At 68.0% G+C, this 24,345-nt stretch carries 21 protein-coding genes; 13 read left to right on the forward strand and 8 right to left on the reverse strand.

Translation table 11 applies throughout. The features are described from left to right. Positions 1-25: 25 nt before the first annotated feature. The 4 genes from ACOGXD_RS03055 (at position 26) to ACOGXD_RS03070 (ending at position 4,168) form a co-directional block, all read left to right on the forward strand. On the forward strand, positions 26-1,588 hold the full coding sequence (locus tag ACOGXD_RS03055; protein WP_419916457.1) for an ABC transporter ATP-binding protein: 1,563 nt from the start codon (positions 26-28) through the stop codon (positions 1,586-1,588). Then, positions 1,585-2,823, forward strand: coding sequence for an ABC transporter permease (locus tag ACOGXD_RS03060; RefSeq protein ID WP_419916458.1), 1,239 nt, complete (start codon positions 1,585-1,587; stop codon positions 2,821-2,823). The genes ACOGXD_RS03055 and ACOGXD_RS03060 overlap by 4 nt, the downstream gene beginning before the upstream one ends. Further along, a complete protein-coding gene (locus tag ACOGXD_RS03065; RefSeq protein WP_419916459.1) occupies positions 2,816-3,772 on the forward strand; it encodes an ABC transporter permease in 957 nt (318 codons plus the stop codon). The genes ACOGXD_RS03060 and ACOGXD_RS03065 overlap by 8 nt, the downstream gene beginning before the upstream one ends. Positions 3,773-3,841: 69 nt before the next feature. After that, entirely contained in the window at positions 3,842-4,168 is a 327-nt protein-coding gene (locus tag ACOGXD_RS03070; protein WP_419916460.1) for a DUF3467 domain-containing protein, read from the forward strand. 6 nt (positions 4,169-4,174) lie between these two features. On the opposite strand, the gene ACOGXD_RS03075 is transcribed toward ACOGXD_RS03070, so the two are convergent. From ACOGXD_RS03075 to ACOGXD_RS03090, 4 genes are all read right to left on the reverse strand, one after another. Then, complete coding sequence (locus tag ACOGXD_RS03075; RefSeq protein WP_323671260.1) at positions 4,175-4,372, reverse strand: cold-shock protein; 198 nt, start codon at positions 4,370-4,372, stop codon at positions 4,175-4,177. Between the two features lie 65 nt (positions 4,373-4,437). Further along, positions 4,438-5,421 carry an alpha/beta fold hydrolase gene (locus ACOGXD_RS03080; protein ID WP_419916461.1) on the reverse strand — a complete coding sequence of 328 codons (984 nt, stop codon included), beginning with the start codon at positions 5,419-5,421 and terminating at the stop codon, positions 4,438-4,440. 72 nt (positions 5,422-5,493) lie between these two features. Continuing rightward, the gene (locus ACOGXD_RS03085; protein WP_419916462.1) at positions 5,494-5,889 is read right to left on the reverse strand and encodes a hypothetical protein; all 396 of its coding nucleotides are present in this window, start codon (positions 5,887-5,889) and stop codon (positions 5,494-5,496) included. Between the two features lie 3 nt (positions 5,890-5,892). Then, entirely contained in the window at positions 5,893-6,444 is a 552-nt protein-coding gene (locus tag ACOGXD_RS03090; protein ID WP_419916463.1) for a glycine/sarcosine/betaine reductase selenoprotein B family protein, read from the reverse strand. A 237-nt stretch (positions 6,445-6,681) separates the two neighbouring features. Between ACOGXD_RS03090 and ACOGXD_RS03095 the strand changes: the two genes are divergently transcribed. The 3 genes from ACOGXD_RS03095 (at position 6,682) to ACOGXD_RS03105 (ending at position 8,575) form a co-directional block, all read left to right on the forward strand. Continuing rightward, positions 6,682-7,110 carry a globin gene (locus tag ACOGXD_RS03095; RefSeq protein ID WP_419917346.1) on the forward strand — a complete coding sequence of 143 codons (429 nt, stop codon included), beginning with the start codon at positions 6,682-6,684 and terminating at the stop codon, positions 7,108-7,110. 18 nt (positions 7,111-7,128) lie between these two features. Beyond that, on the forward strand, positions 7,129-7,980 hold the full coding sequence (locus ACOGXD_RS03100; RefSeq protein ID WP_419916464.1) for an SCO6745 family protein: 852 nt from the start codon (positions 7,129-7,131) through the stop codon (positions 7,978-7,980). Between the two features lie 94 nt (positions 7,981-8,074). Beyond that, complete coding sequence (locus ACOGXD_RS03105) at positions 8,075-8,575, forward strand: SRPBCC family protein (protein ID WP_419916465.1); 501 nt, start codon at positions 8,075-8,077, stop codon at positions 8,573-8,575. Positions 8,576-8,594: 19 nt separating this feature from the next. Here the strand turns inward: ACOGXD_RS03105 and ACOGXD_RS03110 are convergent, their stop codons facing one another. Further along, the gene (locus ACOGXD_RS03110; RefSeq protein ID WP_419916466.1) at positions 8,595-9,329 is read right to left on the reverse strand and encodes an EthD domain-containing protein; all 735 of its coding nucleotides are present in this window, start codon (positions 9,327-9,329) and stop codon (positions 8,595-8,597) included. A 123-nt stretch (positions 9,330-9,452) separates the two neighbouring features. Next, on the reverse strand, positions 9,453-10,625 hold the full coding sequence (locus ACOGXD_RS03115; RefSeq protein WP_419916467.1) for an aminotransferase class V-fold PLP-dependent enzyme: 1,173 nt from the start codon (positions 10,623-10,625) through the stop codon (positions 9,453-9,455). 103 nt (positions 10,626-10,728) lie between these two features. Between ACOGXD_RS03115 and ACOGXD_RS03120 the strand changes: the two genes are divergently transcribed. The 4 genes from ACOGXD_RS03120 (at position 10,729) to ACOGXD_RS03135 (ending at position 19,334) form a co-directional block, all read left to right on the forward strand. After that, a complete protein-coding gene (locus ACOGXD_RS03120; protein WP_419916468.1) occupies positions 10,729-14,151 on the forward strand; it encodes a pyruvate carboxylase in 3,423 nt (1,140 codons plus the stop codon). 66 nt (positions 14,152-14,217) lie between these two features. Continuing rightward, positions 14,218-15,519 (forward strand): aromatic ring-hydroxylating oxygenase subunit alpha, encoded by a 1,302-nt coding sequence (locus ACOGXD_RS03125; RefSeq protein WP_419916469.1) that lies wholly within the window; start codon positions 14,218-14,220, stop codon positions 15,517-15,519. A 35-nt stretch (positions 15,520-15,554) separates the two neighbouring features. Next, the gene (locus tag ACOGXD_RS03130; protein ID WP_419916470.1) at positions 15,555-18,164 is read left to right on the forward strand and encodes a GcvT family protein; all 2,610 of its coding nucleotides are present in this window, start codon (positions 15,555-15,557) and stop codon (positions 18,162-18,164) included. Between the two features lie 261 nt (positions 18,165-18,425). Further along, positions 18,426-19,334, forward strand: a complete 909-nt coding sequence (locus ACOGXD_RS03135) for a LysR family transcriptional regulator (protein WP_419916471.1) — start codon at positions 18,426-18,428, stop codon at positions 19,332-19,334. Between the two features lie 28 nt (positions 19,335-19,362). Here the strand turns inward: ACOGXD_RS03135 and ACOGXD_RS03140 are convergent, their stop codons facing one another. Then, positions 19,363-20,571, reverse strand: coding sequence for an acyl-CoA dehydrogenase family protein (locus tag ACOGXD_RS03140; RefSeq protein WP_419916472.1), 1,209 nt, complete (start codon positions 20,569-20,571; stop codon positions 19,363-19,365). Positions 20,572-20,726: 155 nt separating this feature from the next. Between ACOGXD_RS03140 and ACOGXD_RS03145 the strand changes: the two genes are divergently transcribed. Beyond that, positions 20,727-22,031, forward strand: coding sequence for an acetyl-CoA hydrolase/transferase family protein (locus ACOGXD_RS03145; protein WP_419916473.1), 1,305 nt, complete (start codon positions 20,727-20,729; stop codon positions 22,029-22,031). 54 nt (positions 22,032-22,085) lie between these two features. Here the strand turns inward: ACOGXD_RS03145 and ACOGXD_RS03150 are convergent, their stop codons facing one another. After that, entirely contained in the window at positions 22,086-22,973 is an 888-nt protein-coding gene (locus tag ACOGXD_RS03150) for an SDR family NAD(P)-dependent oxidoreductase (RefSeq protein ID WP_419916474.1), read from the reverse strand. A gap of 134 nt (positions 22,974-23,107) precedes the next feature. Between ACOGXD_RS03150 and ACOGXD_RS03155 the strand changes: the two genes are divergently transcribed. After that, entirely contained in the window at positions 23,108-24,322 is a 1,215-nt protein-coding gene (locus ACOGXD_RS03155) for an amidohydrolase family protein (RefSeq protein WP_419911973.1), read from the forward strand. Positions 24,323-24,345: the final 23 nt, after the last annotated feature.

Raw genomic sequence — 24,345 nt, forward strand, 5'->3', positions numbered from 1 at the left:
GACTGGCCGAACCGAACTGAAACCGATGTCGGAGCCGGGGGGCGCCGCGGTGCCCCCCGGCTCCGACGACGGTCGCGTCGTCGTCGACCTGCGCGGCATCCGCAAGGAGTTTCCCGGCGTCGTCGCGTGTGACGGCGCGAACCTCACCGTCCGGGCGGGCACCATCCACGCGCTGCTCGGCGAGAACGGTGCCGGCAAGACCTCGCTGGTGAACGTGCTCGGCGGCGTGTACCTCCCCGATGCCGGCGAGATCTGGGTGCACGGCCAGCAGCGCCAATTCCATTCCCCGGCCGATGCGATCGCCGCAGGAATCGGCATGGTCCACCAGGAATTCCGCCTGGTGCCCACGCTTACCGTCTTTGAGAATGTGGTGCTCGGCTCCGCGCCCCGCTATCTCGACATGGGTCAGATCATCGAGCGGGTCGCCCACCTGGCGGCCACCTACTCGCTCCAGACCGACCCGTCCCGGCCGGTGTGGCAGCTGTCGGTCGGCGAGCGCCAGCGCGTCGAGATTCTGAAGGCGCTATGGCGCGACGCCGACGTGCTGGTGCTGGACGAACCGACAGCGGTGCTGACTCCTGCCGAGGCAGCCGATCTGGGCCTGACGCTGCGCTCCATGGCCGATCGAGGCCGCTCAGTCATCTACATCAGCCACAAGCTGGACGAGGTGCTCTCGGTGTGCGACGAGGCGACCGTGCTGCGCAACGGGGTGACCGTGGCGCAGCCGCGGAGCCTCGCGGGCATCGACCGCTCCGATCTCGCGGAGATGATGGTGGGCGAGGCGGCAACCCTGATCCAGCGGCCCGCCGAGAGGACCAGCGGCGACGTCGTGCTGGAGTTGGCGGGCGTTGCGGCGCTGAGCGACCGCGGGCTGCCAGCGCTGCACTCAGTGGACATCGACGTACGCGCCGGTGAGATCGTCGGTGTCGCAGGCGTGTCGGGCAATGGGCAGCGGGAGCTGGCCGAATCCATCGCCGGCCTGCGCCCGACCACCGCCGGCACGATGCTGCTTGAAGGAGTCGACATCACCGGAGCGTCGCCGCGGGGTCGTTCGCGTGCCGGACTTGCGTACGTGCCTGAGGATCGGCTCGGCATGGGGCTGGCCCCCACGATGTCGGTGGTTGACAACGCCGTCGTGCGGTCGTACCGCTCGATGCGGCGCCGGTTGATGCTCGACCTGCGCCGGTGCGAGGACTTCTGCAGGCAGCTCATCGAGCGCTTCGGCGTACAGGTGGGACGCATTCACGAACCCGTGAGCGCCCTGTCGGGGGGCAACCTCCAGCGCCTGCTGCTCGGCCGCGAACTGACCGGCGAGCCCAAGGTGCTCGTGGCGGCTCAGCCCACCCGCGGCCTCGACGTGGCGGGCATCGCTGCCATCCAGGAGCAGATCGTGGCCCAGCGAGCGGCGGGGGTGGGCGTGCTGCTCATCTCCGAAGACCTCGACGAGCTGCTCGCCCTGTCGGATCGGCTGATCGTGATGTACGAGGGCCGGGTTGCCGCGCTCATGGATCCGACGCGGGTCACCCGGACTGAAGTGGGCGCTGCGATGGCCGGGAGCACCGCCACGGCTTCAGGCGGCACCTCGTGAGCGATCCGGACGCGGCACCGGAACCGACGCACGCCCCGCTGCACACCGTGTCGCGTGGCCGGGCCCGCTGGCATCGCGGCCTCGTGCGGCCCGTGCTGCAGCGACGTGCCGATGTCGTGCCTGCCGCCCAGGCTGTCGCCTTCGTCATCGGCATCGTCGTGGCGCTGATCGCGGGGGCACTCCTGCTGCTCGCTGCCGGCAACGACCCAGCCCAGGTGTACGGCCGGATGGTCGACTCGTCGCTGGGCGGCATCAATTCGATCTCGCGGACACTGCTGCGAGCCACGCCGCTGGCGCTGGCCGGCCTGGCCGTTGCCGTGGCCGGCTCCATGGGCCTGTGGAACATCGGGGCCGAGGGCCAGATGATGGCGGGCGCAACCGTTGCAGCGGGCTTTGCCATGTCTGCCGGCGACCTGCCGGGGCCCCTCCTCATCGTGATGATGCTGATCGCAGGTGCAGTGGGCGGCGTCATTCTCATGGCGGGACCGGCACTCGCACGGGCATACCTCGGCGTCAGCGAGATCATCACGACGTTGATGCTCGTCGAGGTCTCGATCCGGGTGGTGGAGTGGCTCGAGACCGGGCCGTGGAAAGACCCCGAGTCACAGGGCTTCGCGCTCATCGAGCCGTTGCCCGACCAAGCGTCGCTGCCGGGGCTGTTCGGTCGCGCCCATGTCGGCGCACTGTTCGCCGTCGCGCTGCTGGTCGCGTTCTGGCTGGCGGTTTCACGCACGGCCTGGGGATACGAGCTGCGGATGGCGGGTTCGTCGCCGGCCACAGCTCGCTATGCCGGCATCTCGCTGCAACGCAAAGTGCTCGCTGCCCTGCTGCTGTCGGGTGGGCTGGCCGGGCTGGCCGGCGCCATCGAGCTCACCGGAACGGCGACGAGGCTCGATCCTGGCTTGTCCAACGGATATGGCTTCGCCGGGATCATCGTGGCCGCGCTCGCCCTGATGCGACCGTCCGGCGTGGCGGCGGTTGCATTCGTGTTTGGCGCGGTGCAGGTGGGAGGCCAGTCCATCCAGACGCTCGGTGTCACCAGTTCCATCGCCACGATCCTGCAGGCCATGATCCTCATCGGAGCGCTGGTGGCGGCCGTGCTGCTCAACTACCGCGTCCGCTGGGTACGGCCGGTCGGCCACCCCTCTGAGGAATCCCCACCGCCGTCCGGACCGGCACCGGACGGAAGCCCCCTGTCGGATGGCTCTTCGAATCCGGAGGCATCGGGTGTCTGAAGCGGCCGTCGTCGGGCTGCTCGTGGCGACCGTTCAGTTCGCCACGCTCGTGTATCTGGCCGGCCTGGGCGAACTCATCGCCGAGCGCTCCGGCGTGCTGAACCTCGGTGTCGAGGGAATGATGGCGATGGGCGCCGTGAGCGGCTTCATGATGGCGCTCGCCACCGACCGGCCCTGGATCGGGTTCGCATTCGCGGCGCTCGTCGGCATGGCGGTCGCAGGCGTTCACGCAGTGGTGAGCGTGGTCATGGGTGCCGGTCAGGTGGTGTCCGGCCTGGCGATCACCATCGGCGGGCTCGGGTTCGCCGCCTTCATCGGGCAGGATGCGGTCCGCGAGCGAGCCGATGCTGTATTCACCGATCTCGGCATCGCCGGACTCGCTGACATCCGCTGGGTCGGCCCGATCCTGTTCAACCAGCCGCCGGTGGTCTACCTGGCGGGTTTCCTGGGCATCGCGGCCTGGTTCGTCCTGAATCGCACCCGGCTGGGTCTCGCGTTGCGAGCGGTCGGCGAATCTGCCTCCACGACAGACTCAGTGGGCCACTCGGTGACCCTCCTGCGCTCCGGGGCTGTGCTGATCGGAGGCGCCTTCGCAGGCGCTGCCGGCGCCTTCCTGTCGCTCTACATGGCCGCCGGCTGGACCGAAGGCCTCATCGCCGGCCGCGGCTGGATCGCCGTGGCACTGGTCATCTTCGGAGCGTGGCGACCCGGACGTCTGGCCGCCGGCTCACTGCTGTTCGGCTTCACGCTGGCCTTGCAGCCCCGAGTCCAGACGTTCGATCTGTCGATCTTCGGGTTGGAGATCAACACGATCTCGCCGGCGCTGCTCGGCATCCTGCCGTTCCTGCTGACCGTCGTGGTGCTGATCGCGATCAGCTTCCGGGCCCGGCACCGGCCGAGTCCCGCACCCGCAGCACTGACTCTCCCCTACCGCCGCGAGGAGCGCTGAGGGCACACATTCGGACCAGTGCGAGCACCGTGAAGTGGCCTGACGCGACTGCCAAGTAGGTTTCGGCAGGTGACAGACGGCAACACCCATGAAGCTCTGCCCGACGGCACGAAACTGCAGATCCGGCTGCCGCCGGAACTCGAAGCAGGCGTATGGTCGAACTTTGCCGTGGTGCGCCACTCGCCCTATGAGTTCACACTCGACTTCATCCGGCTGGACTTCAGCGGCAAGCAGTCGCCCCGGCGGGGCGTCGTGGTACAGCGGGTCAACATGTCGCCGCAGTTCGTGGAGCAGCTCATCAGCGCCCTGACCGACAACATGTCCAAGTTCGCCTCAAACCTTGCGCCGCCCAGCCTCGAGTCCTTGGGCGAGTCCGGCGACGACGCCGAGGGGTGAACGTCCTCAGACGGGCTTGACGTTCTGGGCTTCGTCGCCCTTGCGGCCGGGTCCGATATCGAACTCGACCTCCTGCCCTGCCTCCAGCGTCCGGTAGTTCTCACCGACGATGTTGGAGAAATGGACAAAGACGTCATCGGCTCCTTCACGGGAGATAAAGCCGAAGCCCTTCTCGTTGTTGAAGAACTTGACTGTTCCACGCATGTTGTGCCTCTCGAAGCTCGGCCGGGCCGGCCACAGGCCGCAAGGGTAGGGCCGAATGGCCGCGATCAGGCCCGCTCGCGCGCACTAGGTACAAATTCGGCCAAGAACTTGAGCGTTGCCTCGACGAAGATGTCGTTGCGGTCGCCGGCCACCATGTGCGCAGCGCCGCCCACGTTTGCGTAGTGCGCATGCGGCACCGTCTCGAGGAACGACTGGGCGCCTTCCTCTGACAGCACGTCGCTCATGCCGCCCCGGACCAGCAGGGTCGGCAGTGTCAGGTTCTCCGCAGCGGCCTGCTGGCGCGGGATGCGTTCGGCGAAGCTGCGCGGGCGGTGCATGAAGGCGGGATCCCAGTGCCAGCGGTAACGGCCGTCGGGCCAGAGGCGCACATTCTTGGCGAGCCCGTCCAGATTCCTGGGCCGCTTGCGGTGCGGCTGGTAGTTGGCAATGGCCTCGGCCACCTCTTCGAGCGACGCGAACCCATCAGCACCTTGGGCCATGAACTCCCGGATCTTGCGCACGCCGGCCGCTTCGATCTGCGGCGCCGTGTCGACGAGCACAAGCGCAAGTGCGTCCACGGAACCCTCGCCGACCGCGGTCAGCGAGGTTCCCCCGCCCATCGAAGCGCCCACCAGCACCGGCCGCTCGCCGAAGTGCTCCACGATCGCCACCAGGTCGGCCACCGATGCTTCAGTCGTGTAATCGCCGTCGGGTGCCCAGTCCGAGTCGCCATGACCCCTGGCGTCGAGACACACCGCCCGGTAGCCGCCGTCAGCGAGGGCTTGGCCCGCTCCCTTCCAGGCATGGCGCGTCTGGCCGCCGCCGTGCTGCAGCAGCACCAGCGGCCCGGCGTCGCCGTAGACATCAGCGGCGACCGTCACGCCTCCCGACGCCTCGATCATGACGTCGGGGACGAGCGTGTCGGTGATGCGCTCGCCGTGCTCGGAGGGGTGCGAATAGACATCGGCGCCGGCCGGCTCTGACGGCACGAAGTCAGGCGCGTCGGCATCCGCGGGGTCGAACAGTGGCTTGCGCAGTTGGTCTGTCATGTGCGGCCTTTCGTTCGTTCGGGCGCCGAGCGCGGCAGCGCCGGCTGGCCCCGACGCCGGTGCCCGGCTTGCTCAGGTGGTCCGGGCGCGGCCGTCAGCCTTGGCGGCGGCTTGATCGCGCCGGCGTGCCTCGCCGGCCGCGGCCAGAGCATCCCGGTTCGAGTCGTCGACGCGCATGAAGTGGTCACGCCAGCCGTCGTTGTCCTCGGCATCCCAGACGTAGGGCGTCTGCACGGTCGTGCGCGGCAGCCACGCACACTCCAGCAGCTCGAGCGCGGTGCCCACGATGGCGCGTTGCATGCCGACGTCGCCAGGCTTGCCCGTCGGATTCCCCAAGGGGAAGTCGGTGAACACGAAGCGGGCGACGCCGCATTCCTCCACGATGTCGCGGGCGCTGCCGGCCACCACGGTGGGAATGCCGGCTTCTTCCAGATGTCGAGCGATCAGACCGATCGTCTGGTGGCACACCGGTCAGAGGGGCACCAGCAAGGCAACATCCACGCCGTCTTCGCGCATCCACTCCTCGATGCGGGGCGAGTCGTTGCGCTGTGTCCGGCGATGGCTGTAGTCGGTGGGGATTCCATAGAAGCGCTCGGACAGAGCACCGATGCGCCCCTCGGCCTCGAACTCGCGCAGCCGGTTGATGGGCAGGTAGGTGTCGAGATCGTCGGTGTGGGTGTTGTCCTTGTCCCAGAAGAGATCGCTGTTGTACAGGCCGGCGAGGGCATCGTCACAGCGGGCCGCGTAGGGCTGCTTGGGCCGGGCCGTCGGCACTCCCGCGGGCTCGCGGCCTTTCTCGAAGAACGAGGTGGTGACCAGCCCGATGGTGCACTCCGACAGCGGCTTCGGCAGCGGCGCGAACGGCACTTCGTGGTTGTACGACCACTGGTACGGCTGCGGGTAGCCGTACGCTGCGTAGTACTCGCGCGACTTGTCGATGTAGCTCAGGTACGACCGGTGCGCACGCCGCCCGTCCGGCTTCCGCCCGTTGGTTCCCCGCTGGGTCCGCTCTGTCAACGCCATCGTGTCTCCCGTGCCTGCCTCCGGGCCCGAACGAGGCCCACCGCTGAGCACCGACCGAGCGGGCCGGCGCACCATGACTGTACGCGCCCCGCCCTGCCGCATGCCCGGTGCCGCTCTGGCCCGGGGCTACGCCTGCCGGCTCTGCCTCTTAGCCTGAACGCTGTGACAGGCGCCGGGTCCATCGGGCCGGAAGAGCGGGCTGCAGCCGAGGACACTTCCGCGTGGGGTGCGGGCGGCCTGACGCTGGGCGGCAGCCTGGCCGAGGCCGTCGAGCAGCCGCCGACGGTGTTCGCCGCAGTCGGCGGACAGCTGTTCTTCGACGATCTGGTGGATCGCTTCTACGACGCAGTCGAGCAGGACGAACTGCTCCGGCCGATGTATCCCGCCGACATGGGACCCTCTCGGCACCGTCTGGCGGGCTTCCTGGCCCAGTACTGGGGCGGGCCCGCCGACTACAGCGCGGAACGCGGCCACCCACGCTTGCGCATGCGTCACATGCCCTTCGCCATCGGGCCGGCCGAACGCAATGCCTGGATGCGACACATGGTTGCCTCGCTCGAAACGGCGCAGCTGCCGGACGGATCCCCACTCGATCCCGACATCGCTCAGGCCATGTTCGCCCACTTCGACAATGCCGCCACCCACCTCATCAACCAACCCGGCTAGCAGGACGCGGAGATGGCCATGCGGCGTGCGCGACTGATGTGGGAATGGGTGGAGCGGTATCACCAGCTCTGCTACTGGGCGCCCGAGGCGCGCGAGGCGGGAGCAGCCGCTGGACTGCGCGGCTTCTGGATGAACTACTTCGCGACTCGTTCAGCGCCCTTGGGGCCCGTGCCGGCGAGCGTCGTGGAATCGCTGTTCTTCTACTACGCACCTGCGCGGGTTCGGCGGGCGATCCCCGATGCCTGGACGTACTCGACGCCGGCCCAGGTGCTGGACGCGCGCTACGAGGGCATGGATGCCGCGTTGAGACGCGAGCTGGGTGAGTTCATCGACAGCGATTCGGTTCGCCGCAGCGCCGAGACGGTGCGAGCTGTCTGCGAGGCCGCCGACCCCGTCGGAAGATTGCTGTTCGCGGGCTGGGCATCGCTGGACTGGCCCGAGGAGCCCCATCTCGCGCTGTGGCACGGCTGCACCCTGCTGCGGGAATACCGCAGCGGATGCCACCTGATCGCTCTGACGGCCGCCGGTCTGGACGGCTGCGAATCGGTGGTCTCCCAGGTCGCCGTCGACGAGGCACCCCGTGAGTGGATTCAAGAAGAAGCCGGCTGGACCGAGACAGAGGCGGCGGACGCCTACGAGCGCCTCCGCAGCCGCGGCTGGGTGGATGCCGACGGGCAGGCCACTGCTGCAGGCTCCGCCGGTCGTGCCGAGGTCGAGGCCATGACCGACCGGCTCGACGACGTCCACTGGGCAGCGATCGGCGACGATGCTGCCGACGCCCTGCTGGCAGACATGGCGCCGATCAACGCCGGGCTGCCAAAAGACGACCAGATCGACTGGCGAGAGCTCTACCCCGCCAACAACGACTGAGCAGGAAACAGCCGGCTCGTGGCGCTCGGCGCCGCGGCAAACCCCGCCAGTTCGACACCGCACGCGAGTGAACGGATCTGCAAGGCTGCGGTCCATGAGTGAGCAGCTTCCCGGGCATGTTGACGACCCGGTGATGTCCCATAGCGAGTCGATCGACATCGACGCCCCGCCGGAGCAGGTGTGGGAGATGGTGACGGCGCTGGACCGCTACGGCGAGTGGAGCAACGAGAATACGGGCGGGTACTGGCGCAAGGGTCCTGACGGTGTGCCCGGCACCGGGCAGGTCGGCGACATGTTCGTCGGCATCAACCGGCTCGACGGCGAGGAGTGGAAGGCCCCCGTTGAGATCATCCGCCGCGTCGACAACGAGGACTTCGCGTTCGTCACCGGCGGGCTCGAACACAACATCGTCCTGTGGCGCTACCAGCTGGCGCCCAATGGCTCCGGCACGACATTGACCGAGACCTGGACGCTGCGCCAGCTGTCGCCCCGCATGGTGGAGTTCGGGCAGAAAGAACTCGACTACCGGGCCGGCAATGCCCGCGCCGGCATCCGCGCCACGCTCGCAGCGATGAAGGCGGCTGCAGAGGCTTGACGCCCCTGGAGGCAGCCGATCAGCCGGGGATGCCGATCATCTGCGCGGTTGCGTGCATGTTCACCAAGCGGTCGAAGTCGACGAATTCGCTGAAGCCGTCTTCGGTGATGGTGGCCCGGTAGTCGTCCCAGCCCTGCGGATCGCGAAAGTACAGCTCCGCCATGCCCAGGTAGGACTCATTGGCGGGGTCCTGGCTGTGGTTCACCACGTAGCGCAGGCCGCCGATCTCGCCCATGACGCCTCGCACGTTGGGCGCATGCGCATCCAGCCAATGGCGGAACGCCGCGTCGTAGTCGATCCCGTCCCGGGCGGGCACCAGGAACGACACCTTGAAGAAGCCCGACCGCGTCGCCGGGAATGGCTCGTTGAGGGTGTTCGGCACGACCGGCAGTTCGCCGTCGATCACCACGTACTCGGTGGTTGCCCACCCGACGTACGGCTGAGCCTTCTCCTGAAACGTGTCTCGGGGCACCGTGCCGTGCGGCTCGGGCGGATTCGGGATCGCCCGGTCGAACCAGAGCTGCGCCATGCCGTCCCACGGCACGTTCTTGCCCGGCCGCTGATCGAACAGCGTCGCGATGTACTTCGTGGCGTGGACCTTGCCCTCCGCGGCGGCGCGCTCCTGACCGGCGATCACGTCGGGCATGTGATTCTTGAACCAGTTCGCGACCAGCTCGTCGCGGGTGGCTTCCGGCCGACGCTTGATGAGGAAGATCATTTTGGCGCCGGGTGTTGCTGCGATGGCCGATGACATCGGTGCCTCCTGGGCTGCGGTCGTCGGGCGAGTGCCGCCCTGCCTGCCGCGATCCTGCCACCTGGCCCCAGCCGCCGCAGCGCTGCGGCGCCACGGCGACGCCATCGACCGATCTGGCAGCCCCTATTCGGCCAGTTCCGTGGTAAGCGCTTTGGCGAGCAGGTCGTAGTCGTCGGGCTGGTTGTAGAGGTGCGCCGAGATGCGCAGGACGCGGTCGGGCGGCGCCGGCCAGGTGAACACCGGCACCTCGATGCGGTGGCGGTCGCGCAGCGCTGCCATGAGCGGGTCGAAGATCGCCGAGCCCGAGTTGCCGGCCGGCGGCAGCGGCACGCTGGCAATGGCGCCGATCATGTCGTCGGGCGCGGGAGCGTCCATGCCGAGGGCCTCGATGAGCTTGCCGCGGCCCGCTAGGCACAGTTCGCGGATTGCACCCTTCACACCCGGCCAGCCGTCGGGATGCATGGCCTCGACAGCGGCCAAGGCATCGGCGATGGTCATCCAAGCCGTCGGATCATGGGTGCCGGTCCAGTCGAACTGGGCATGCAGATGCCCGCCTTCCGACGGCCAGCCGCCGTTGTACCCGTGGCTGACAACCGCGTGGTGCACGCCGTCTCGCCGGTCGGGCCGCACCCACAGGAATGCGGCGCCCTTGGCTGAGCACATCCACTTGTGGCAGTTCGCGGTGACGTACGAAGCGCCCAACTCCGTCACATCGAAGTCGATCATGCCGGGGGCGTGTGCCGCATCGACGAGCACCCGCACATCGGGCTCCAGCCGCGCCACGAGCTCGTCCACCGGCATCACGAGGCCCGTCGCCGAGGTCACGGCGTCGATGAGCAGGATGCGCGTGCGGTCGGTGACCGCACTGAGCACGGCGTCGACTACCTCGCTGCGGTCGTCGAGCGGGAACGGCACTGCTGCGGTGGTCACCACGGCGCCGACACGCGACGCCGACACGGCCGCTGCGTTGGCGCACGCGTTGTACTCGTGATCGGTCACCAGAATCTCGTCGCCCGCCGACAGGCTCGGCTCCAGCGAGCGCAGCACCGAGTTCACACCCGCCGTGGCGTTCGTGACGAACACGAGTCCTGCCGGGTCGGCACCGACGAACTCCGCCACCGCCTGCCGCGTGTAGTCCAGCCGCTCCTGGTACTCGCCCTCGAGGAAGAACCGGGTCGGGTTGGCCTCGATGCGGGTGCGGATGGCCTGCTGCGCGTCAAGCACTCCCGCAGGGGTTGCGCCGAACGAGCCGTGATTGAGATGCAGTACTTCTGGGTCCAACAGCCATGCAGTCACGCAGAGCACGCTACGGCAGCGGCTCGCCGCAGCGAAGTGAAGTCGGACCGGAATCAGGCGCGAACATGTTGACCGGACGCGGGAGACGTCCATGGGAGATGTCATGAAGAAGCTGCTTGTAGCGAACCGGGGTGAGATCGCCATTCGCGCCTTCCGGGCGGCAACCCAGCTCGGCATCCGGACTGTGGCGATCCTTCCCGTCGAGGAGGAACGCAGCGGGGCGTTGCACCGGATCAAGGCCGACGAGGCGTACGTCATCGGCACCGAGGGCCGGCCGGTCCGGGCGTACCTCGACCACGAGGCCATCGTGGCCAAAGCGGCGGAAGTCGGCGCCGACGCCATCTACCCGGGTTACGGATTCCTGTCCGAGAGCCCAGATCTCGCCGATGCGTGCGCAGCGGCCGGCATCACCTTCGTGGGGCCCAGCGCCGGGGCGCTGCGCCTGACCGGCAACAAAATGCGGGCACGTGAGGCGGCCGAGGCAGCCGGTTTGCCGGTGCTGCGACAGTCGCCGCCCGTCGACGATGACGCTGCTGATTCCGACATCGCGGGTGCGGCGACAACGATCGGCTTCCCGCTGTTCGTGAAGGCCGCGTCAGGCGGCGGCGGGCGCGGCATGCGCCGCGTGGCGCGCCCCGAGAACTTGGCCGAGGCGGTCGAGGCCGCTCGCCGGGAAGCCCACAGCGCCTTCGGCGACGGCACGGTCTTCCTCGAAGAGGCGATGACCGACGTGCGCCACATCGAGGCCCAGGTGCTGGCCGACGCCGGCGGCAACGTCGTGCACCTCTACGAGCGGGACTGCTCGGTGCAGCGGCGCTTCCAGAAAGTGGTCGAGATGGCGCCCGCCCGCGACCTCGACCCAGCGGTGCGGCAGCAACTGCTCGCCGATGCCGTCCGCTTCGCGAAGGCCATCGGCTATGTCAACGCGGGCACGGTGGAGTTCTTGGTGGAGCCCAGCGGTCGGCATGTCTTCATCGAGATGAACCCCCGCATCCAGGTGGAGCACACGGTGACCGAAGAAGTCACCGACATCGACCTCGTCGAGTCGCAGCTGCGCATCGCCGCGGGTGCCACGCTCAACGATCTGGGGCTGTCCCAGGACCGCATCAGCGTGCGCGGCTTCGCGATGCAGTGCCGCGTGACCGCCGAGAACCCGGCCAACGACTTCCGACCCGACACCGGGCGCATCGTGGCCTACCGACCCGCCAGCGGCGCCGGCGTGCGTCTGGACGGCTGCGTGTACCAGGGCGTGGAGATCACCCCGCACTTCGACTCGATGATCGAGAAGATCACCTGCCGCGGGCCTGACTTCGACACTGTGGTCCGGCGCATGCAGCGCACCCTGGCCGAGTACCGGGTGCGGGGCGTGTCGACCAACCAGCCGTACCTGCAAGCGATCCTGGCCGACGCCCAGTTCCAGTCCGAACCTGTCACCACCACCTTCATCGACGATCGGCCTGAACTCACCGCGGCGTCGGTGGGCGCCGACCGGGCCACACGGCTGCTGCGCTACCTGGCCGACGTGACTGTCCACCGGCCCCACGGACCGGCTCCGACCCATGTCGATCCCGCCACCAAGCTCGCACCGACGCCGCGCACGCCGCCGGACGGTTCCAAGCAGCGACTCGACGAGCTCGGGCCTGCGGGCTTCGCAGCCGACCTGCGGGCGGCCGACACGGTGGCCGTCACCGACACCGCGCTGCGCGATGCCCACCAATCCATCCTGGCCACCCGGCTGCGCACCATCGATCTGGTGGCCGGCGCCCGCCAGATGGCCCACTTCATGCCGCAGCTGCTCAGCATGGAGTGCTGGGGCGGCGCCACCTTCGATGTGGCGCTGCGGTTCCTGCACGAGGACCCGTGGGAACGGCTGCGGCGCATTCGTGCGGCAGCACCCAACATCTGCACCCAGATGCTGCTGCGGGGGCGCAACACGGTGGGCTACTCGCCCTATCCCGACACGGTCGCCCACGAGTTCGTGGCCGAGGCGGCCGAGTGCGGGATGGACATCTTCCGGGTGTTCGACGCGTTCAACTCCATCGACCAGATGCGGCCCGCCATCGAAGCCGTCATCGAGGCCGGCGCAGTGGCAGAGGGAACCATCTGCTACTCGGGCAACCTGAGCAGCCCCGACGAAGATCTCTACACCCTCGACTACTACCTCGGGGTCGCCGAGCAGCTCGACGCCGCCGGGGTCCACATCCTGTGCATCAAGGACATGGCGGGCCTGCTGCGCCCGCCGGCCGCGGAGGCGCTCGTCAGTGCACTGCGGGATCGATTCGCCCAGCCAGTGCACCTGCACACCCACGACACCGGCGGAGGGCAGCTTGCGACCTACCTCGCGGCGATCGGCGCGGGGGTGGATGCCATCGACGGTGCTGCCCCGCCGCTGTCGGGTATGACGTCCCAGCCATCGATCGCCTCGATCGTGGCGATGACCGACGACACCGACCGGGCCACCGGGCTCAGCCTCGACGCGATCGGCGACATGGAGCCTTACTGGGAAGCAGTACGGCACGTGTACGCGCCATTCGAGGCCGGCCTGCCGTCGCCCACGGGCACCGTCTACCGCCACGAGATTCCCGGCGGACAGCTCTCGAACCTGCGGGCGCAGGCAAAGGCGCTGGGCCTCGGGCACCGTTTCGAGGAGGTCGAGCGCTTGTATGCGGCGTGCAACGACCTGCTCGGCCGCCCCATCAAGGTGACGCCGTCGTCGAAAGTCGTCGGCGACCTCGCCTTGCACCTCGTGGCCTCGGGCGTCTCGCCCACCGAGCTGGCCGGCGATCCCGCGGGGGCCGACCTGCCCGACAGCGTCATCGGCTTCCTGCACGGCGAACTCGGCACCCCGCCGGGCGGCTTTCCCGAACCGTTCCGGACCCACGCCACCGAGGGCCGCGACTGGGCGCCCAAGACCAAGGACCTCACCGACGACGACATGGCGGGCTTAGCGGCCGATCGCGCCTCCACGCTGAATCGGCTGCTCTTCCCCACTCCTTCGGCGGCCCAGGACGAGAACACCCACCGCTACGGCGACCTGTCGGTGCTGCCGTCGCTGCTGTTCTGGTACGGGCTGGACCCTCACGACGACGACACCGCCGTGGTGCTCGGCCCGGGCGTGCGGCTGCTGCTGGGCCTGCGGTCCATCGGCGAGCCGAACGACGAGGGCATCCGCCTGGTGAGCTTCCGGGTGAACGGCCAGCCCCGTGACATCGACACCCTCGACCGCACCGTGGCAGTCGATCGGCCCGAACACGCCAGAGCAGACCCCAGCGTTCCGGGTCACGTTGCGGCACCCTTCCGGGGCTCGGTGAACGTGTCGGTGTCCGAAGGCGACCAGGTGGAAGCGGGCGACACGGTCGCGGTCATCGAGGCCATGAAGATGGAGTCGTCGATCTCTGCACCCGTCACCGGCACGGTCATCTCCATCGCCGCAGTTTCGGGAGCGCTGCTCGAACCCGGCGACCTCATTGCGGAGATTCGCCCGGCCGGGCGTTCTGGCAGCCCAGAGAGCGAGCACGACGGCTGATCGGGAGAGGCGATTAGTTCCGCGCACTAGTGTTCGGAGCAGGAGCCCAAGGGGTAGAACTGCGACATGGCGGCAGATGGGACACAGCCGGAGGCTGAATGGACACAAGCGGAGGCTGAGTTCTGGGCTCCCCAGCGCAACGCAGTCGACGCATCCTTCGCCATGCAGCCGGCGGTGTACGCCGACGAGGACTACTTCGCTGCTGAGCAGGAGCGACTGTTCGGCCGAGCGTGGGTTGCGGTGGCCCTGGCTGAACAGGTTGCACAGCCGGGCCGGCTGCTCGTGCGCTCAGTGGGCGGACGTTCGGTGCTGCTGACCCGATCCGACGCCGGGCTGCACGGCTTTCTGAATTCCTGCCGCCACCGCGGCACCGAGCTGGCCGAACGCGATTGCGACATCGCGAACACGATCCGCTGCCCGTACCACCGGTGGCATTACAGCGCTGACGGGCGGCTCGTAGCGGCACCCCTGTTCGACGAAGTGCCCAGAGCTGACTTCGACATGGCCGACTATGGGCTGATTCCCGTGCGCACCGAAACCTGGGGCCCGCTCGTATTCGTCTGCCTCAACGATGACACGCCGCCGCTCATGGAGTGGCTTGGCGATCTGCCCGAGAGGCTCGCCGCCTACGGATTCTCCGAGTGGCGCTCGACCGGGCTCGACGGGTCGGCACGCACGTTTGACGTGGGGGCCAACTGGAAGCTCATCGTGGAGAACTTCGCGGAGTACTACCACCTTCCCTGGGTGCACCCGGAGCTGGCCAAGGTGTCCCGAGTGCCCGACCACTACCGCTACCAGGGTCCGGGCATGTACTGCGGACAGACCACCACCCCCGTGTCGGGCGACGAGCGTGACGACTGGCTGACGCTGCCTGCCGCCGCCGGACTCGACGAGTCTGATGCCGCCAGCGGCAGGTTCGTGGCGCTGTTCCCCAACGTGACGCTTGCAGTGCTGCCGAGCCACATGTTCCTGATGGTGCTGCAGCCGCTCGCCGCAGGCCGCACCCTCGAGCACTGCACGTTCCTGTTCCCGCCTGGCCCGATGACCGCAAGTGAGCCTTCGGCCGAGCTGCGGGAGTCGTTCAAGATCACACGACGCTTCTGGATCGAGGTGAACGACGAGGACATCGACATCTGCGAGCGGGCCCAGCGCGGCATCTCGCTGGGCGGCGCACCTCCCGGACCGCTGGCCCCCCGCTTCGAGGAACCGCTCAACCGCTTCCACAAGATGATCGCCGACCTGATGACGCTCCCTTCCGCCGCCGACCTGACGGTGCCGGCGGGCGACCGTCCCGGAGGCATTGACCTCTACGGCAGCGAGCCGAATCCCCTGCCGCCGGCCGTCGAACTTGACCCTGTGACGCGCTAGATGCAGGCTGCAGCGGCCTGCGAGACTGCACAGCCGTGACTGATCGCGTGCAAGCCGTCGTCATCGGCGGCGGCGTCGTGGGTGCTTCGGTGCTGTTTCACCTGACCCGCGCCGGCTGGACCGATGTGCTGCTGCTCGAACGCTCCGAGCTCACCGCGGGTTCGACCTGGCATGCCGCCGGCGGCATGCATCCCATCAACTCCGACCCCACGGTCGCCAAGCTGCAGAAGTACACGATCGAGCTGTATCGCGAGATCGAAGAGCTCTCGGGCCAGGACTGCGGCATCCACCTCACCGGCGCGGTCTTCCTGGCCGACACGGCCGAGCGCCTGGACTGGCTGCGGATGACCGACGCACGCGGCAAGTACCTCGGCATCACCTCGGAGATGATCTCGGCCGAAGAAGCCGCCCGGCTCATGCCGATCATCGATCCCAGCCAATTCGCCGGAGCGATGTACGACTACGAGCACGGCCACGTCGATCCGACCGGCGTGACCTATGCGTACGCCAGGGCGGCGATGGCAGCAGGCGCACAGGTCCGGCGCCACACGTGGGCACGACGCATCGAGCGGACGCCGCACGGCACCTGGCGTGTCGGGTTGTACGACACGTCCAGAGGCGATCTCGCCGGCGCATCGGACCCAGCCGCCGAGTGCGACGACTGGCTGGAAGCGACCCATGTCGTGAACGCCGGAGGGCTGTGGGCACGCGAGGTGGGCCGCATGGTCGGCCTCGAGCTGCCGGTGCTGGCGATGGAGCACACCTACGTCATCACCGAGCCCATCGACGAGATCGTCGCCCACAACGAGCGCTCCGGCGCCGAGCTGATGGGTTCCATCGACTTCGGCGGCGAGATCTACACGCGCCAGGAGGGCCAAGGTCTGCTGGTGGGCACCTACGAGCAGGCGGCCGTGGCGTGGCAGCGCCAGCAGACTCCATGGGACTTCGACAAGCGCCTGCTGACCCCCGACCTGGAACGGATCGCACCGTCGCTGGACACTGCGTTCAAGCACTTCCCCGTGCTGGCCGACGCTGGCATCGCCCGGGTAGTCAATGGACCGTTCACGTTCGCCCCCGACGGCAACCCCCTCGTCGGCCCCATCCGCGGGCTGCCGGGCCTGTGGTCGGCCTGCGGTGTCATGGCGGGATTGTCTCAAGGCGGGGGCGTCGGGCTCGCACTGTCCAACTGGATGACCGCGGGAGACCCCGGATTCGACGTGTGGGCCATGGACATCGCCAGATTCGGCGACTGGGCAACTCGCGCCTACACGGCCACCAAGGTGCGAGAGAACTACCGGCGGCGCTTCAGCATCAGCTTCCCCAACGAGTTCCTGCCCGAAGGCCGACCGCTGTCCACGACCTCCATCTACGAACCGCAGCGGGGGGCGGGCGCCGTCTTCGGCGATGCCTACGGCCTCGAGGTGCCGCTCTGGTTCGCTCCAGAACCCGGGGCCGTCGAGGACGTCACGTTCGGTCGCTCCAACGCATGGCCCCATGTCCGCACCGAGGTGTTCGCCGTCCGCAACAGCGTCGGCCTCATGGAGACATCGGGCTTCGCCAAGTTCCTGGTGGAAGGACCGGGAGCGCGGGCGTGGCTCACACACCTCACCGCGGGCAGGCTGCCAGGGCCGGGGCGGATCGCGCTCGCACCGATGTGCAACGAGCAGGGCAACCTCACCGGCGACCTCACGATCGCCTGCCTGCCGACGGCCGGAGGTGCGCCTGACGGTCCGGTCGGATCAGTGACTGGCGGTGCTACGGCCAACGCTGCATCACGTGAGCGCTTCATCGTGTTCGGTTCGGGCATTGCCGAGCGCTACTACGAGCGCTGGTTCGACGCACATCTCGCGCGTTGGAATGGCGGGCCGGTGGGGTACCGAACGCTCGGTACACAGATGTGCGGCGTAGCCATAGCCGGGCCGAACTCGAGAGCGCTGCTGTCGGAGGTGACCGACGCAGACGTCTCGAACGAAGCGATGCGCTTCGGCAGCTTCACCGGCATCGACGTCGGCTGGTCGCGGGTGTGGTGCGGACGGCTGAGCTATTCCGGCGATCTCGGTTACGAGTTGTGGATGGATGCGGGTCAGCTTCGCTACGTGTTCGACTTGCTCGTTACCCACGGTGCGGATCACGGACTGCGGCTGTTCGGTCTGCATGCGTTGGACTCGCTGCGCTTGGACAAGAGCTTCGGCAGCTGGGCGCGTGAGTACCGGCCCGTCTACGACCCGTTCGAGGCGAATCTGGGCCGTTTCGTGAGAATGTCCAGAGCCAGTGACGACGGGACGGACTTTGTGGGGCGCGCAGCTCTGGTCGCCAAGTACGGGCCTCGGGGTCCCGATCTTGCGGGCGATCTGCCGCCCGGCTCGATGACGCTGCGCACTTGGACGGTGCCCGGACCGGCTGATCGGACTGGTTTCGATGCGTTGGCGGACGAACCAATCTTCTGCGATAGCCAACCTGTCGGCTGGGTCACCTCAGGCGGCTATGCCCACTTCAGCGATGTGTCCGTCGCATTGGGTTACGTGCCGTACGAATTCGCGCACGACGGCGTCGATTTTGGGATCGAAATTGTGGGCGACCGGCGGACAGCTCACCTCATCGAGGACTGCCTCTGGGATCCAGAAGGCATGGCGATGCGCCGCTGAGCCCAGGATTCCGCGTTTTCCAGCCCGGACGCAGACGATTCCAAGCGCTGCAGCAGATCGAATAACTCGATAGCAGCATGAATTTCTCCAAATAGTACGACGAAGAATATAGAGAGCTACACTTCAAAATGTCGGCGATTTTCGGCCGCATTTCATGAGCAATTCGGGTCGATTGTCTACGGCTTGAAGTACGCTTACGCTCTTCCACTTCTTGCAAGCATCGGGAAGAGATACAGATCAAATGTCGGTGATGTCATAGCTATGTCCTCACGCTTGGAAATGCATCACTACGAGACCATCGTGGCGGTCTCGGAAACCGGTTCAGTGACCGCAGCGGCCGGTCGACTTCACGTCAGCCAGTCTGCAGTCAGCCATCGATTGGCCGAAGCCGAGCGGCGTCTCGGTGGACGCCTGTTCGAACGCCGGCCATCTCGCGGCATGCAGCCCACGCCTGCGGCGCTAGCGCTGTGCCAAGCCGCTCACCGTGCGATGCCGGATCTGGCACGGGCTGAGCAGGACTTCATGCGCAGCGTCGGCGGGACGACGGCCACGGTCCGGATCGGCGTCGGGTCATACGACTGCTACCACTGGCTGGCGCCGTTTGCGGCCGCGTGCAGCGACCGGCTGGACGGACTGCTGCTCGAACTGGTTGTCGTGGGCGACATGCCAGTGCCGCGACTCGCCGACGGCACAGCCGACCTCGTGCTCGCTCCGGGACCGGCGCCGGGAGCGCGTGACGCAATCCACCTGTTCACCGATGAACTCGTGCTGGTCACACACCCCGAGCATCGGCTTGCCGGCCGGACCTGGATCGGGCCCGAGGCGATTGCCGAAGAGAACTACTTCACCTACAACCGGCAGCCGTCGCCTGGCTTTGAGTACGAGCGCTTCGTCCGCCCCGCGGGCCTGTCGCCCCGAACGATCACTGTTCTCGAGCAGACCGGCGCCATCGCCGAGATGATCGCTGCCGACTTCGGAGTCTCCATTCTCAGCCGGTGGGCGATGTCGCCGTGGCTCGACTCCGGGCGACTCGTCGCTGTGCGCTGCGGTCGTTCCGGGCTCGACCTGGAATGGTCGGCCCTCACGCGAGTCGAAACGGACGACGACGCACCCGAGCGGCAGGTCGCCGACGCCATCGTCGACTGGCTCGGCGATTCGAACAACAGCTGAGCCCAGCCGGTCTGTCTGACCTCCACGCTCAGTCGAGCAGGGACCTGCTGATCACGACGTCCTGGATCTCAGTGGCCCCGTCGACGTAATGGGTCAAGCGTGAGGCGGCGAGGTGCCGGGGCAGGGGATGGTCGCGCCGACTGCCCACCGCGCCCATCACCTGCATGCAGTCCGCCAGGCCTCGCTCGGCGACGCGGGTAGCGAACTTCTTGGCGTGTGCTGCGTGGACTGCTGCGGGGCGGCCTTCGGCCACCGCCAGCGCCGCCCGATAGGCGAGCAGGCGGGCAGCCTCCAGATCGGTTGCCACGTCGGCCAGCTTGAAGCGCACGCCCTGCAGGTCAGCGATACGGCCGCCGAATGCCTGCCGCTTGCGGACGTAGTCGATGGCGGTGGCAAGGCCGGTGCGCATCATGCCGCAGCACATCGCCGCGACCAGCACTCGGGCGATGTCGATGCCTTCCATGGCGGCAACGAACCCCTCGCCGAGGGGCACCATGACATCTGCGTCAGACACCCGGCACTCGTTGAAGCGGACCTCATTGGTGCCGATGCCGTGGGCGCCGATGAGCTCGTAGCCATCGGTCCGTTCGATGCCGTCGGTGCCGCCGTCGACGAGGAACGTCATGATGCCCCGGTGTCCCGCCGCGGGATCGGCCTGCGCGTACACCGACATCATGTCGGCTGCCGTGCCATTGCTGACCCACGCCTTGCGGCCGTCGATGACCCACTCGTCGCCGTCGCGACGTGCTGCCGTGGTGATCTTGGCGGCATCGCTGCCGACGCCCGGCTCGGTCAGCAGGAAAGCACCGAGCCGCTCACCGGAGACCAACGGCCCCAGCGCCCGCTCCCGCATCTCCGCAGGAGCACGCCTGCTCACTGCGCCCGCCAAGTTGTTGTGGCAGACGAGCACGAAGGCGATGGCGAAATCGGCCGCGGCCACTTCTTCGAGCACCCGGGCCAGCCCGACCTGGCTCAGCCCCGAGCCGCCGTCGGCAACCGGCACGAGCAGCCCGCACAACCGCTCGTTGCCGGCGCTCGCGAACGCCTCGGCCGCGAAGCGGCGTTCACGCTCCCAGGATTCGGCGTGCGGCGCCACCGCCGAGCTGGCCCACGCCGCCGCCCGGTCCACCACCGCTTGGTCAGCCGCTCCGACCGCAGCATCCGCCACCTCCGGCATGAGTTCGTCGGCCAGTTCCGATGGGGGCATGACGTCGAGATCGATCGCAGCAGAGGTCATGGCCCGCATCTTGCCATCCGCACGTGCCGCCCATCTGGGAGTGGATTGCGGATCGCCGCGGTGAGGCCTGTGGCCCGCGACGCCATGCCGGGCCGTCGTACAGTTCGCCAACCGGTCGACTGCCAGGTCGCCGAGTGCCGAGAAGGGCTGCCGAGATGAATCCAGATCGCCCGTCCGTGCGCCAAGGCAGTCGTGCCGGTGTCCAGCTCAGTGTCGACGAGGCGATCGGGCGCATCGGGCGCAGGGCACGGGTCTATGTCGCACAGGGTTCGGCCACGCCGTTCGGCTTGCTGGCGGCTATCGACGCCGCTCACGACCGCTTCGACCATCTCGAGTTCGTCAGCGCATTCCTGCTGGAAAGGCCGCAACCGCTGGATCACCTCGGCAATCCGTTCGCTTGGACCTCGCTGCAGCCCAGCGGTGCTGTGCGCGACGCCCTCGACAGCCCCCACTTCGGCGTGGTCCCGGCTCGTTACTCGGATATCACTGGCCTCGTGGGACCCGGCGGCGGATTGGAAGCCGATGTCCTGCTGTGCCAGGTCAGCCCGCCTGACGCCGACGGCCGCATGAGCCTCGGCACGGGTGTAGGCGGTCACGTCGAGCTCTTGCGATCCACGCCGCAGGTCATCGCCCAGGTGAACCCCCAGATGCCCTACGTGCACGGCGAGGGCGAATGCCACCGCACTGATTTCGACGTGCTCGTGGGAATTGACGAGCCGCTCGCGACCCTGGCCCCGGCCGTTGTCGATGAGACCGCGGAGGCGATCGCGGCTCACGTCGGCCAGTTCATCGGCGATGGCACGACGCTGCAGTTCGGGATCGGTTCGATTCCCGACGCGGTGCTCTCGAGCCTGATCGACCGCCGGCATCTCGGCCTGCACGGCGGCATGATCAACGACGCCTGTATCGACCTCATCGACAGCGGCGCAGTGGACAACCGCCACAAGGGATCACTGGGCGACGGTGTCAGCGTGGCCGCGGAGGTGATGGGAACACGCCGTCTGTATGACTGGGTCGACCGCAATCCGGCCGTGCATCTTGCGAACGGTTCCCTGAGCCACGGCATCGAGGGCATTGCCCAGGTGCGCAACTTCGTGGCGCTGCAGTCGACGGTGCAAATGGCGCTTGACGGTTCAGCCAACTCCGAGGTGATCGGGGGCCGCTACATCTCCGGACCCGGCGGAGCGCCCGACTTTGCATTTGGCGCCTGTGTTGCAACCGGAGGCCGGGCCATCGTGGCGATGCCGTCAACTGCCGCCGGCGGACGCATCTCGCGCATCGTGCCGCAGCTCGAACCGGGCGCTCCTACAACGCTGCCGGCCTACACCGCAGACATCGTGGCGACCGAGTTCGGCGCCGTGGAGCTGCGTGGCCGCTCGCTGGGCGAGCGAGCCGAACTGCTCATCTCGATCGCCCACCCCGACTTCCGCGACGAGCTCAGCGACAACGATCCTGGCTAGTCGCCGCGTCGGCCAGTGCGCCCGCACCAGGGGCGACGTGCCCCTCCGGCGCGGCTAGAGGCGGCGGACAGTGGCGGCCTTGCCGGTGGTGCCGTAGGCCATGCCGGACATGCGGTGGATGTTGCGAGTGTTGTGCATCCTGCCGTGGACGCGAGGCCCGGCCGCCAGTATCGCCCCGTCCACCACCAGCTCTTGGCCGCTCACGAACTTGCTGTCGTCGCTCGCCAAGAAGAGCGCCATGCCGGCGATGTCAGTGCCTTCGCCGCGGTCGGGCCACGGTTGCAGTTCCGACATGATCTCTTCGGCCTGATCCTCGTTGCCGCTGTGCATCAATGGAGTGAAGATGAGGCCCGGGCAGATGGCGTTCACCCGAATGCGGTGCGGCGCCAGCTCCAGCGCCGTGGTCTTGGCCAGGCTGATGACCGCAGCCTTCGCCGCCGAGTACGCCTGCGGGCCGGCGCCCCCGCCCATCCCAGCAATCGACCCGGTGTTGATGATCGAGCCGCCGGTGCCCTGAGGGATCATGACCCGCGCTGCGTGCTTCGTGCCAAGCATCACCGAGCGCACCAAGATGGCGAACGTCTCGTCCCAAGCGTCCACCTCCAGCTCGGTGATCGGGCCGAACGCCCCGCCGATGCCGGCATTGTTGAACACCACGTCCAGCCGGCCGAACGCCTCGACCGCCAGATCGGTCATCGCCCCCACGTCGTCCTCCACCGCCACGTCGGTGCGGGTGAAGCGAGCGCGATCGCCGAGGCCAGCGCCGGTCAGCTCCTCCATGAATGCATGCCCAGCGTCGGCGTTGAGGTCACCGATCACCACCGAGGCGCCCTCGGCCAGGAATCGCTCCACCGTCGACCGTCCCATGCCGCTGGCCCCGCCGGTGATGACCGCGGCCTTGCCGGCCAGCCGTCCCCCGGAGTTGCCGCTGCTCTCACTCATTGTGCTGTCCTCCCCTGCTGTCGAATAAGACGCCGCGATTGTCGCCCATATGACGCCGCCGTGCCCCCGAAACGGGCGCACCTACCCGCGACGTGAGAGAATCCGAACGGGCACCACGGTTCACGGGGGGAATCATGACCACGACCGTTCAGCGACAGCTCACCGCCGAGGGCGGGCAGCGCCACATGCACGAAGTCCACAAGATCGCGCACGCCGGCGCCGTCGACGCCGACGGCCACATTCTCGAGCCGCCCGACCTCTGGGAGGAGTACCTCGAGGACCGCTACAAGGACCGGGCGCTGCGCATCGAGATCGAGCCTGAGCGCGGTCTTGAAGTGCTCATGATCGACAACCAGCGGAGCAAGCTGGCCCGGCCCGGCATGGTCTCAACGCTGGGCGCCATGGGCGCACCCGATCTGCCCGACATCATGTTCAACCCGGATCGCACCTACGTCGGCGAGATCCCCTACGGGGCCATGGACCCTCACCAGCGAATCGAGCTGCTCGATGCCGAAGGCCTCGACATCGCGGTGCTGCTGCCGACGATGGGGCTGCTGTGGGAAGCCGAGCTCGAAGACGCCGAGCTGAGCCAGGCCTACACGCGGGCCTACAACCGCTGGATCTGCGAATTCTGCCGCGATCACTCCGACCGGCTCATTCCCGTCGCCCACATCTCGATGACCGACCCGGTCGCTGCGGCGGCCGAGCTGCGTCGCTCGGTGGCCGACGGAGCCCGTGGCTGCTTCGTGGCACCGTTCACCCATTCGACGCGTCCGCTCGGCCACGCCGACCACGACCCGGTGTTCGAAGCAGCACAGGATCTCGGCGTGCCGTTCGCCATCCACCCAACGTTCGAACCGCAGTGGACCAAAGGCACTCGCATGGGTACCTGGGAGCACGTTCGCGAACTGCGGCTCACGGCATCGATGACCGCATCGGATGGGGTGCGACACCAGTTCGTGTCGCTGTTCGACTACGGCGTCTTCGAGCGCTTTCCGGAGCTGAAGGTGCTGGTGCTCGAGTCGGGCGGCGGCTGGCTCGGCTACTGCTTGGACCGCATCGATGCCGTGTTCGGGCACACCTACACCGGCACCCGCGTGCCGCTGCAGATGAAGCCCAGCGAGTACTTCATGCGGCAGGTGTGGATCTCCTGCGACCCCGACGAGCGCTCGATCCCCGCGCTGGCGCAGCGCTACGGGCACGACCGGTTCATGTGGGCCAGCGACTTCCCCCACGCCGACCACACGCCGGAATACGTGCTCGACCTCGACGAGCTGGTCGACATGTTCCCCGCGGAGTGGCAGCGGGCCTTCGTCGGCGACAACGCCCGCACCGTCTTCGACCTCTAGACACCGGGCCGCTCCAGGCCCCA

Origin of the sequence: Candidatus Poriferisodalis sp. (assembly GCF_965204125.1) — a bacterium.
In the GTDB taxonomy this organism is placed as follows: Bacteria; Actinomycetota; Acidimicrobiia; order Acidimicrobiales; family Poriferisodalaceae; genus Poriferisodalis.

Excerpts from the sequence above, each read along its gene's own strand:
- ACOGXD_RS03125 (WP_419916469.1), top strand. The coding sequence starts at position 14,218 with ATGGCGGCAGATGGGACACAGCCGGAGGCTGAATGGACACAAGCGGAG.
- ACOGXD_RS03080 (WP_419916461.1), bottom strand. The coding sequence starts at position 5,421 with ATGACAGACCAACTGCGCAAGCCACTGTTCGACCCCGCGGATGCCGAC.
- ACOGXD_RS03135 (WP_419916471.1), top strand. The coding sequence starts at position 18,426 with ATGTCCTCACGCTTGGAAATGCATCACTACGAGACCATCGTGGCGGTC.
- ACOGXD_RS03090 (WP_419916463.1), bottom strand. The coding sequence starts at position 6,444 with ATGGCGTTGACAGAGCGGACCCAGCGGGGAACCAACGGGCGGAAGCCG.
- ACOGXD_RS03110 (WP_419916466.1), bottom strand. The coding sequence starts at position 9,329 with ATGTCATCGGCCATCGCAGCAACACCCGGCGCCAAAATGATCTTCCTC.
- ACOGXD_RS03155 (WP_419911973.1), top strand. The coding sequence starts at position 23,108 with ATGACCACGACCGTTCAGCGACAGCTCACCGCCGAGGGCGGGCAGCGC.
- ACOGXD_RS03120 (WP_419916468.1), top strand. The coding sequence starts at position 10,729 with ATGAAGAAGCTGCTTGTAGCGAACCGGGGTGAGATCGCCATTCGCGCC.
- ACOGXD_RS03075 (WP_323671260.1), bottom strand. The coding sequence starts at position 4,372 with ATGCGTGGAACAGTCAAGTTCTTCAACAACGAGAAGGGCTTCGGCTTT.
- ACOGXD_RS03105 (WP_419916465.1), top strand. The coding sequence starts at position 8,075 with ATGAGTGAGCAGCTTCCCGGGCATGTTGACGACCCGGTGATGTCCCAT.
- ACOGXD_RS03145 (WP_419916473.1), top strand. The coding sequence starts at position 20,727 with ATGAATCCAGATCGCCCGTCCGTGCGCCAAGGCAGTCGTGCCGGTGTC.
- ACOGXD_RS03150 (WP_419916474.1), bottom strand. The coding sequence starts at position 22,973 with ATGAGTGAGAGCAGCGGCAACTCCGGGGGACGGCTGGCCGGCAAGGCC.
- ACOGXD_RS03100 (WP_419916464.1), top strand. The coding sequence starts at position 7,129 with ATGCGGCGTGCGCGACTGATGTGGGAATGGGTGGAGCGGTATCACCAG.
- ACOGXD_RS03055 (WP_419916457.1), top strand. The coding sequence starts at position 26 with ATGTCGGAGCCGGGGGGCGCCGCGGTGCCCCCCGGCTCCGACGACGGT.
- ACOGXD_RS03140 (WP_419916472.1), bottom strand. The coding sequence starts at position 20,571 with ATGACCTCTGCTGCGATCGATCTCGACGTCATGCCCCCATCGGAACTG.